Here is an 11097-nt window from a genome sequence, read left to right on the forward strand (position 1 = left end):
CATCACCGACGTTCGGTGCGTGCGGCTCGAGGTTGGTCGGACCACCATCGTGCGGACCGTTGCCACCACCACCGTGCGGATCGTTGTCGTCATCATGACCGACGTGCGGCATCGTGTGCGAGACCTCGTCGAGCTTGTCGCCCAGCATGCGGCGAACGCTGACGTAGAACACCGGAATCAGCAGCAGGCCGAGGAAGGTGGCGAAGAGCATGCCGCCGATGACGCCCGTGCCGATCGAGTGGCGGGAGTTCGCACCTGCACCCGTGGAGATCACCAGGGGGAACACGCCGAGGATGAAGGCCAGCGAGGTCATCAGGATGGGGCGCAGTCGCAGGCGGGCTGCCTCGACCACACCGTCGCGCAGGGTCTTGCCTTCCTGCTGCTTCTCCACCGCGAACTCGACGATCAGGATGGCGTTCTTCGCTGCCAGGCCGATGACCGTGATCATGCCGATCTTGAAGTAGATATCGTTCGGCAGGCCACGCAGCATCGAGGCGACGACCGTACCGAGGATGCCGAGCGGCACCACCAGCAGGACGGCGACCGGGATGGACCAGCTCTCGTACAGCGCGGCAAGGCAGAGGAACACGATCACGATCGACAGCGCCAGCAGCATCGTCGACGAGTTGCCGGAGAGGATTTCCTGGTACGACTGGCCTGTCCAGTCATAACCGAAGCCCTTCGGCAGCTTGTCGTTCACGATGCCTTCGACGACACCCATCGCCTGGCCGGTGGAGAACCCGGGGGCCTCGTTACCGACGATTTCCACGGCCGAGTAACCGTTGTAGCGGTTGAGCGTCGGTGCGGCCATCGTCCAGTTCGAATGCACCACGGTGGACAGCGGGATCATCGAGCTGTCTGTAGTGGTGGACGCGCTGGCAACGGAGGAGCCCGTCGTGGCCGATGTCGAGGTGGAGGACGCCAGGGTGCTGGGCGTGAAGATGTGTGCGAAGGCATCCGTACCCATGCGGTACGGCGCATCCGCCTGCAGCATCACGCGCTTCACGCGACCGCCGTACTGGAAGTCGTTGATGTACACCGGGGCCAGCGTGAGCTGGATCGCGGTATAGATATCGCTGACGTTCAGACCCATGGTCTGAGCCTGGGTGCGGTCCACGTTCAACTGCAGCAGCGGTGCATCTTCCAGCGTGTTCGGACGGATGCCTACCAGGGCCTTGTTCTGCGCGGCCGCGCCGAGCAGGGCATTGCGGGCCTGGGTCAGTTCCGCGCGCGACTGGCCGGCACGTGCCTGCAGGTACATGTCGATACCGCCGAACTGCGACAGGCCGCGGATCGTGGGCAGGTTGACCACGAAGATCGTGGCATCGCGCACGCCCTGCATCTTGCCGTTCAACTGCTGGATGATCTGGGTGGCCGTGTAGTCACGGGTGTCCCAGTCCTTCAACTTGATGAAGGCCATACCGACGTTTTCACCGGTACCCACGAAGCTGAAGCCGGAGATCGCGAACACGCCCTCGATGGACGGATCCTTGAGAACGATACCTTTCACGCTGCTCATCACATGCTCGGTACGAGCGATGCTCGAACCCGGCGGCAACTGCACGATGGCCAGCGCGTAACCCTGGTCTTCGTCGGGGACGAAGCTGGTCGGCAGCCTGGCGAACAGGAAGCCGCAGAGTACGGCGATCAGGACGAACACGATCATCCAGCGCGGGGCGTGACGAATCGCGCCGCTGATATGGCCGGAGTAGGTGTGCTGGACCTTGTCGAAGACCTGGTTGAACTTGCGGTAGACAACGTTCTTCCGCTCGCCGTGCGTCGGCTTGAGGATCGTCGCGCAAAGCGCCGGCGTGAACGAGAGGGCGAGGAAGGCCGAGAAGCCCATCGACACCGCGATCGTCAGCGCGAACTGCTTGTAGATGATGCCCGACGCGCCCGGCTGCAGGGCCGAGGGCACGAACACCGCCGCGAGCACCACGGTGATCGCCACGATGGCACCGGTGATCTGGCCCATCGCCTTACGCGTGGCTGCCGGGGGCGACAGCCCTTCTTCCGACATGATGCGTTCGACGTTCTCGATCACCACGATCGCGTCATCGACCACGATACCGATGGCCAGCACCATGCCGAACAGGGTGAGCTGGTTGATGGTGAAGCCGAGCGGCGACAGACCCAGGAAGGTGCCGAGCAGGGCCACCGGGATGACCAGGGTCGGGATGATCGTGGCGCGGAAGTTCTGCAGGAACAGCAGCATCACCAGGAAGACGAGGATGATCGCCTCGACCAGGGTATGCACCACTTCCGTGATCGAGATTGTCACGAACTGCGTCGTGTCGTACGGGGCGAACCAGGTGACGCCGTCCGGGAAGCTCTTGGCGAGGTCCGTCATCTTGGCGCGGACGGCGTTGGCGACGTCCAGCGCGTTCGCGCCGGGCAGCAGCTGCACACCGAACGAGCCGGTGGGCGTGCCGTTCCACTGGGCATTGAAGCCGTAGGTCTGCGGCCCGAGCTCGACGCGTGCGACGTCCTTGAGGCGGACCACGGTGCCGTCGTTGTTCGCGCGCAGGATGATGTTGGAGAACTCTTCCGGCGAGGTGAAGCGGCCTTCCGCGGACACCGTGGCACTGAAGCCCTGGCCGTTGGTGGCCGGATCGGTACCGATGGAGCCGGCGGCGAACTGCACGTTCTGCGTGCTGAGCGCGTCACGCAGGTTCGTGGCCGACAGGCCGTAGCCACGCAGCTTGTCCGGGTTGAGCCAGACGCGCATGCCGTATTCGGCACCCAGCTGGCGCGTGCTGCCCACGCCCGGGATACGGGCGATCTGGTCGAGCACCTGCGAGGAGACGATGTCGGTCAGTCGGTTACCGTCGATCGCCGGATTGTTCGAGGTCAGCGCGACGAACATCAGGAAGTCGGGGTTGGACTTGGCCACCACGACGCCCTGCTGGGTCACTTCCGCGGGCAGGCGAGGCGTCGCGAGCGACACCTTGTTCTGCACCTGGACCTGGGCGATGTCCGGATCCGTACCGGTCTCGAACGTCAGCGTGACGGTCGCCGTGCCGCTGGAGCTGGAGGCGGAGCTGAAGTAGAGCAGGTGATCGATACCGGTCAGCTGCTGCTCGATCACCTGCGTCACGGTCTTTTCGGTCGTATCCGCACTCGCACCCGGGTAGGTCGCGGTGACGACGACCTGTGGCGGGGCGATGTTCGGGTACGACTCGATACCCATGTTGAGCAGGGAGATCGTGCCGCAAAGGCTGATCAGGATCGCCACGACCCACGCGAAGATGGGGCGGTCGATGAAGAAAGTCGGCATGGGTAACTCCCTTACTGCTTACCGGCGGGGGCGGCCGACGAGGCTGCCTTTGCCGGAGCGGGGGCGCCGGGAGCACCGGCGTCCTGCGTGGCCTTGGCCGGGGACGGGTTCACCGGCGCGTTTTCCTTCGCCTTGGCGAGGCCGTCGACGATGATCTTGTCGCCCGGCTTGAGGCCACCGGTCACGACCCAGTTCCCGCCACTGATGCGGTCGGCGACGATCGTGCGGCGCACGGCGGCCGACGGGATGGTCTTCTCTTCGCCCGTCTGCGGATCCTTTGCCTTCGCCTCGCCGACGACCAGCACATAGGCGCTGCCCGGATCGCGCAGCACGGCCGCCTGGGGAACCAGGTAGACGTTATGCAGGTTGCCCAGGTTGGCCTTGACCGTCACGAACTGGCCCGGGAGCAGGCGTACATCGGGATTGGCGAGCTGGGCGCGCAGGTTCACCGTGCCGGTCTGTGGGTTCACCGTGGCCGAGGAGAAGTCGAGCATGCCCTTCTCGCTGTAGTCCGAGCCGTCCGGTAGCTGGATGCTCACCGTGGACTTGTCGGTCGGCGACAGCGTGGCGTCTCCCGAGGCGGCAGCGCGACGCATGGTGTCGAGGTCGGTGACCGACATGCTGAAGTTCACGTAGAGCTGGTCGATCTGGTCGACCTGGGTCAGCAGGGTGGTGTCACCCTGGCCCACGAGGGCGCCCTCGGTGACCTGCTGCTGCCCGGCGCGGCCGTCGATCGGCGAGACCACGTCGGTGAAGCCGAGGTTGATCCGGGCTGCCTGGACGTTGGCTTCCGCCTGCTTCACCGCAGCATCGGCGGTGCGCTGGGCGGCCTCGGCGGTGTCCAGATCCTGCCGGGACACGTAGTTCTTGCCGATAAGGCCGCGGTTGCGGTCAGCGGTGGCCTTGTTGTTGGCCGCCGTCGCTTTCGCCGAGGCCAGCAGGGCGAGCTGCGAGTTCAGTTCGGCCGTAAGCGGCTGCGGGTCGATCTGGAACAGCTTCTGGCCGGCCTTCACATCCGTGCCTTCGACATAGAGTCGCTTCAGCAGGATGCCGGGTACGCGGGCGCGTACGTCGGCAGTCCGCAGGGCCGAGATGCGTCCGACCTGATCCTGGATCAGGGGAACGGTCTGCGGCTGGGCGCTGATGATGCCGACCGGGGCCGGGGGCGGCGCCGGTGGTGCTTCCTGCTTGTGGCAGGCGGCAAGCGCGGCGGCGAGGCCGAGGGCTAGCAGGGGGGTGCGCAGGGGCAGGGGATTCATGAGAACTCCGTTCCTATTCCAGGTTTCTTTGTCGTAAGCGCCGTGGCATCCGGGAGGATGTCGTACGCATGCATAAATACAGTTACCGCGTGTCGCGCCCAGTCGTCCTGTGCCTTTTGTCCCCTCGCATGGATGCCGAAGAGGCGGCGATCCCCTTCGAGCCCGTGAAGCATGGAAAGGAACAGTTCCGCGGCGACCTCGGGGTCCTCGCGGCGCATCGTTCCATGGTCCATCGCTTCAGCCATGCAACCGGCCAGCCGGGTCGCGACGGTATCGATCGCGGTCCGGAAAAACGTTCGCGCCGCGGCCGGGAACCGCGGGGCTTCCGCGATGAGCATCCGGCCCAGCGCCACGTGTACCTGGTCTGTCACGTAGGTCTGGTGCGCCCTGGCCAGCGCGATGAGCGTGTTGCTCAGGCCGCGACTTTCCGGGGTGAGGGTGGCGTGCAGGGGTAAGACAAGTTGTTCGACGGCAGCGTGGAACAGGGTGTCCTTATTTTCGAAGTGCGCATACACAGTTTGCTTGGACACGCCCGCCTCGCGTGCCACGGCGCCCATGCTGACGCGGTAACCGTCACGCAGGAATAACGCACAAGCCGCCTGGAGCACCCGTTGCTGACGATCGGAAGTCGGCCGGGGATCCAGGTTCGTCATTTCGTATACCTGCTGGACTATACCGTCCAGTTTAGAATCTCCCTCGGACCACCGTCAACGGTCATGAACAACATTCGCGTGCGAATTGTTGCGTTGCACTCCGGCGCGGGTGGGGAACATGCACGCTTCGCCTCGTGGGAGGTTGTGCAATATGTCGCGGCGCACTGAAAAAGCGCCAACGACGAGTACGCGATGGTGTGGCTACATGCCATGGGTGAGAGCTATGCTTTGACGGTTTTCCTCTCTCTCCCCACATCGATATCCGCCCATGAATGCGATTCGCGCCGCAGCAGACGGCCAGTTCCACGCCGTTGTTTTCGATGAACTGAAGAAGATCGGCTACCCCGCAGAGCGCCTCAACGAGGCGCGCTTTTTTATCGAAGCTTTTTTCGAGCGCATCGCGCCGACCGATTACGCGCTGCACGCGCCGGATCGCTGGGCTGCCCTGATCGCCGATCTGCTCACCTTCGCGCGCGAGCGCCAGGCGGGCAAGGCCAAGGTCCGCGTCTATAATCCCGGCGTTTCCGGCAGCCGCGCGGTGATCGAGGTCGTCACCGACGACATGCCCTTCCTGGTCGACACCGTTTCCATGGTGGCCGCCGCGCATGCGGACATTCAGGTCATCATCCACCCGGTCGTGCCGGTGGTCCGCTCCRCTGCCGGTCTGCTTGAAGCCATCGGCTCGGGTGAAAGCAGCGAGTCGATCATGCGTTTCGAGATCGACCGCCTCGATGACACCGAGCTGGATACGGTCAAGGCCAACCTCGAAACTGCCCTTTCTGACGTACGCGAGACGGTGGACGACTGGCGTGCGATGCGCGCCAAAATGAACGAGGTGGCCGACGACCTCGGTAAGCGCTCCCTGCCGTACACGGCGGACGAAGTGCGCGAAGCCACGGAATTCCTGCGCTGGGTCGCCGACAACCACTTCACCTTCATGGGTTACCGCGAATACGAAGTGGCCCACGGCGAGGGTGATGACGTCCTGAGGACGGTCGAGGGCTCGGGCCTGGGCATCCTGCGCGCGGCGGAGCGTTCGCTCGCACCGCGCTCGCTGCGCACCCTGGTCGCCAGCGAGCTGCCGCGCTCGGGTTCCACCGATGCGATCATCCTGACCAAGACCAATGCGCGCTCGCCGATCCACCGCGCGGGCTACATGGACTACATCGGCGTCCTCAAGTTCGACGAAAAGGGCCGCCCGGTCGCGGAGCAGCGCTTCCTCGGCCTGTTCTCGTCCAATGCCTATATGGCGCACCCGCAGCACGTGCCGCTGGTGCGCGACAAGTGCGAAGCGGTGATGACTCGCTCCGGCCTGAAGCAGGACTCGCATTCGGGCAAGGCGCTGCGCCATATCCTCGACACCCTGCCGCGCGACGAGCTCTTCCAGTGCAGCACCGACGAACTCTACGCCCTGGCCATCGGCCTGCTCGAGCTCGCCCAGCGCACGCGCACGCGCCTGTTCATCCGCCGCGACAGTTACGGTCGTTTCTTCTCCTGCCTGGTGTTCATTCCGCGCGACCGCTTTAATACGGCCGTGCGCGAGCGCGTGGAAGGCGTCCTGCGTGAAGCCTTCCATGGCGAGCATGTGGATTCCGCGGTGTTGATGGGTGAGGCGGCTCTGGTTCGCCTGCACGTGGTGGTTCGTCCCCGTATCGGCGACCACCCGGTCTACGACGCGGCCTCCATGGAGGCGCAGATCGCCTCGATCGCGCGCAACTGGAACGACGAGCTGCGCGACCGCCTGATCGAAACCGCCGGCGAACAGCAGGGCATCATCCTGGCCAATCGCTACGGCAAGGCGTTGCCTGCCGGATACGTGGACGAAGTGGCGCCACACGTGGCGGCCGCCGATGTGCGGGCGCTGGCTGGCCTGGATGGCCCCGACGCGATCAGCATGTCGTTCTACCATCCGCTGAACCGTCCGGAAGAACTGCGTTTCAAGGTCTACCGGTCCGGGTCCGATATCGCGCTTTCCGAAGTGCTGCCGCAACTGGAAAACCTCGGCCTGCGCGTGCTTACCGAGCACATGTATGAACTGAAGCTCGCCGACAGCGCGCTGTTCATCCAGGACTTCGAAGTGCAGCCGGTCGACCGTCTCGCCTTCGATGTCGAGCAGGTTGGCTCGATCTTCGAGGATGCCTTCGAGCAGATCTGGCGCGGCAATGCCGAGAATGACGGCTTCAACCGTCTTGTCCTCGGTGCCAAGCTCGGCTGGCGCCAGGTGGCTATCCTGCGCAGCTACACCAAGTACCTGCTGCAGACCGGCGTCGCCTTCTCGCAGGCGTACATGGAAGATGCACTCAATCACTACCCGGCTATCGCTGGCCTGATCGTCGAGTTGTTCAACGCACGCTTCGACCCACGCCGCGAAAGCCTCGACCCCGCCGAGCGCGAGCGCGCGGAAAGTCTGCTTTCGCACGAGATGCATGCGCTCATCGGACCGGAAACGCTGGCCACGCAGCCGGGCCTGATCGGCAATCTCGTTTCGTCGCTCGGCCGTCCGCGCGCCGAGCAGGCCACGGCGGTCGAAGAAGCCCTCAACGCGCTGCTGGATAACGTTTCCAGCCTCGACGAAGACCGCATCCTGCGCAGCTTCATCTCGCTGATCCACGCTACCCTGCGCACGAACTTCTTCCAGCTGTGGGACGGCGCGTACCGTCCGTACCTGAGCTTCAAGTTCGATTCGCACCAGGTGCCCGAGCTGGCCAAGCCGGTGCCGTTCCGCGAAATCTTCGTCTATGCACCGCGCGTGGAAGGCATCCACCTGCGCTTCGGCTCGGTCGCACGGGGTGGCCTGCGCTGGTCCGATCGCCGCGAGGATTTCCGTACGGAAGTCCTTGGCCTGGTCAAGGCGCAGATGGTGAAGAACACGGTCATCGTGCCGGTCGGCTCGAAGGGTGGCTTCTTCGTGAAGCGTCCGCCCGTGGGTGGCGATCGCGATGCGCAGCTGGCCGAGGGTATCGCCTGCTACCGCATGTTCATCAACGGCCTGCTCGACATCACCGACAACCTGGTCGAGGGCAAGGTGGTTCCGCCGCACGACGTGATTCGCCACGACAACGACGACCCCTACCTGGTGGTCGCCGCGGACAAAGGCACGGCCACGTTCTCCGATATCGCCAACGCGATCTCGACCGAGCACGGTTTCTGGCTCGACGACGCCTTCGCCTCCGGCGGTTCGAACGGCTACGACCACAAAGGCATGGGCATTACGGCCAAGGGTGCCTGGGAGTCGGTCAAGCGCCACTTCCGCGCGCTGGGCCGCGATTGCCAGACCGAAGACTTCACCGTGGTCGGCGTGGGTGACATGTCGGGCGATGTGTTCGGCAACGGCATGCTGTTGTCGGAGAAGATCCGCCTGTTCGCCGCGTTCGATCACCGCCACATCTTCCTCGACCCGAATCCGGACGCGGCGAAGTCCTTCGTCGAGCGCCAGCGTATGTTCGCGCTGCCGCGTTCCTCGTGGGACGACTACGACAAGTCGCTGATCTCGGCAGGTGGCGGCGTGTATCCGCGCAGCGCCAAGTCGGTGCCGGTGTCGCCGGAAATCAAGGCTGTCCTCGGCATTCGTAGCGACGCCACGCACATGGCGCCGACCGACCTGCTTTCGGCGATCCTGAAGGCGCCGGTAGACCTGCTCTGGAACGGCGGCATCGGCACCTACGTCAAGGCCACCAGTGAAACGCATGCCGACGTGGGCGACCGCGCGAACAATGCGCTGCGCGTGAACGGCAACGAGCTGCGCTGCAAGGTGGTAGGCGAGGGCGGCAACCTGGGCATGACCCAGAAGGGTCGCATCGAGGCCGGCCAGGCGGGCGTGCTGCTCAACACCGACTTCATCGACAACTCCGCGGGTGTGGATACCTCCGATCACGAGGTGAACATCAAGATCCTGCTCAACGACGCCGTGCAGCGTGGTGAGCTCACCTTCGAAGGCCGCAACAAGCAGCTTGCCGAGATGACGGACGAAGTCGGTCGCCTCGTGCTGTGGGACAACTACCGTCAGAACCAGGCCATCACCGTGATGGAGCACCAGTCGGTGCGTCGCCTGGGCTCGATGGCCCACTTCATCAGCACGCTGGAAGCCGAGGGCATGCTCGACCGTGCGGTCGAATCCTTGCCGACGGCTGCCGAACTCACCGAGCGCAAGCTCCGTGGGCAGGGCCTCACGCGTCCGGAACTGTCGGTACTGCTGTCGTACGACAAGATTCGCCTGTTCCAGCAGCTGCTGGATTCCGACGTGCCGGAAGATCCGTACCTCTCGCGTGAGCTGGTGCGTTACTTCCCCGTGCCGCTGCACGAAAAGTACGCCGAGCACATGCAGCGCCATCGCCTGAAGCGCGAGATCATCGCCACCGCGGTGACCAACTCGACGATCAACCGCATGGGCGCCACGTTCATGATGCGCATGCAGGAAGACACCGGCCACGGCCCGGCGTCCATTGCCAAGGCGTACACCGCTGCGCGCGAGATCCTCGATGCCCGTGAACTGTGGGCCGAAATCGAAGCGCTCGACGGCACGGTCGCCGAGGACACCCAGATCGACGCGATCCTGCAGATCTGGTCGCTGTTGCGCCACCTGACCCGCTGGCTGCTCAATCGTCCGGGCGGCACGCTGGACATCGCGGCCAACGTCGACCGCTATGCCAGCGAAGTGAGCGTGCTGCGTCAGGCCTTGCCTGATGGCCTTACCAATACCGGCCGGGGCGATTTCGCCGCGAGCCAGGAGAAGTGGGAAGGCCTGGGCGTGCCGGACACGCTGGCTGTTCGCCTGGCGCGCGTGTCCGTGCTGCGTCCGGCACTGGACATGGTCGAAGTGTCCAAGCAGAGCGGCAAGGACATCGCTACGGTAGCCAAGGTGTTCTACGAACTGGCCGAAGCCCTCGACCTCGAGTGGCTGCGTGGCCAGATCGAAGCGCTCAACGTGGAAGGCGCATGGCACGCACAAGCGCGCGGTTCATTGCTGGACGAGCTCAACGCCCAGCATCGTGCCCTTGCCCTGCAGGTGATCTCGGTCGCCGGTGATCGCACGGATGTCAGCCCGGTCCAGGCCTGGTTGCAGCGTGACGATGCCACGCTCAAGTACACCCGCGCGATGCTTGCGGAAATCCTCACCCAGAACGCGGACTACCCGATCGCCTCGGTCGCCGTCCGTCGCCTGGCCCAGCTGGCACAGATTCCGGTCTGATCCTGTGGTGTCGCGTTCCACCCATCGCCGCTGAACGGCTCCTACAGCAGTGTGGGAGCCGCTTCAGCGGCGATGGGTGCTAGCGACACCCCTTAACACCTAGCCGTTCTCCCGCCCGAAGGACTAAGCTCCCCGCTGGTCCTTTCAAACCGACATCCATGCGCTTAGCCTTTGTCGCCAGCGAAACCGACGTCGCCCAACGTGCGCGCACCGCCCTGGTGAAGCGTTACGGCAGTGTGGAACCCGGGGACGCCGAGATCATCGTGTCGCTCGGCGGCGACGGCTTCATGCTGCGCACGCTGCACACTTACCGAACGCTTGGCGTGCCGTTTTACGGCATGAAGCTGGGCCGCCTCGGTTTCCTCATGAATCAGCACGATCTCGACGCCCTCGCCGAGCGCATCGAGCGCGCGCATCCCGCTGTGTTGCATCCATTGGAGATGCACAGCACCTGCTGCGACGGCGCCGAGCACCGTGCGCTTGCCTTCAACGAAGTCGCCATGCTGCGCCAGAGCAACCAGGCCGCGCACATGCGCGTGAGCCTCAACGGTGAGGTCAAGCTCGACGAGCTGGTCTGCGACGGTATCCTGGTCAGCACTCCCGCCGGTTCCACCGCGTACAACCTGTCGGCCCACGGCCCGATCCTGCCGCTCGACGCGAATGTGCTCGCGCTGACGCCGATCAGTCCCTTCCGCCCGCGCCGCTGGCGTGGCGCCATTC

Annotated in this window: 5 protein-coding genes; 2 read left to right on the forward strand and 3 right to left on the reverse strand. The window is 64.7% G+C overall.

The genetic code is table 11. From position 1 onward, the window contains the following. The 3 genes from AC1DSN_RS12155 to AC1DSN_RS12165 all read right to left on the reverse strand — a co-directional run. On the reverse strand, positions 1-3277 hold a 3277-nt coding region (locus tag AC1DSN_RS12155), incomplete at its 3' end, for a multidrug efflux RND transporter permease subunit (protein ID WP_477330870.1). 11 nt (positions 3278-3288) lie between these two features. Continuing rightward, on the reverse strand, positions 3289-4536 hold the full coding sequence (locus AC1DSN_RS12160; RefSeq protein WP_477295594.1) for an efflux RND transporter periplasmic adaptor subunit: 1248 nt from the start codon (positions 4534-4536) through the stop codon (positions 3289-3291). Beyond that, positions 4533-5189, reverse strand: a complete 657-nt coding sequence (locus AC1DSN_RS12165; RefSeq protein WP_477295592.1) for a TetR/AcrR family transcriptional regulator — start codon at positions 5187-5189, stop codon at positions 4533-4535. The genes AC1DSN_RS12160 and AC1DSN_RS12165 overlap by 4 nt, the downstream gene beginning before the upstream one ends. 268 nt (positions 5190-5457) lie before the next feature. Between AC1DSN_RS12165 and AC1DSN_RS12170 the strand changes: the two genes are divergently transcribed. Both AC1DSN_RS12170 and AC1DSN_RS12175 read left to right on the forward strand, forming a co-directional pair. After that, positions 5458-10377: an NAD-glutamate dehydrogenase gene (locus tag AC1DSN_RS12170; protein ID WP_477330872.1), complete on the forward strand. Its 4920-nt coding sequence runs from the start codon at positions 5458-5460 to the stop codon at positions 10375-10377. Positions 10378-10535: 158 nt separating this feature from the next. Continuing rightward, positions 10536-11097 (forward strand): NAD kinase (locus tag AC1DSN_RS12175; protein ID WP_477330874.1); only part of this gene is annotated, 562 nt, incomplete at its 3' end.

Source organism: Luteibacter sp. P4_D7_3, assembly GCF_056401735.1.

Excerpts from the sequence above, each read along its gene's own strand:
- AC1DSN_RS12160 (WP_477295594.1), bottom strand. The coding sequence starts at position 4,536 with ATGAATCCCCTGCCCCTGCGCACCCCCCTGCTAGCCCTCGGCCTCGCC.
- AC1DSN_RS12165 (WP_477295592.1), bottom strand. The coding sequence starts at position 5,189 with ATGACGAACCTGGATCCCCGGCCGACTTCCGATCGTCAGCAACGGGTG.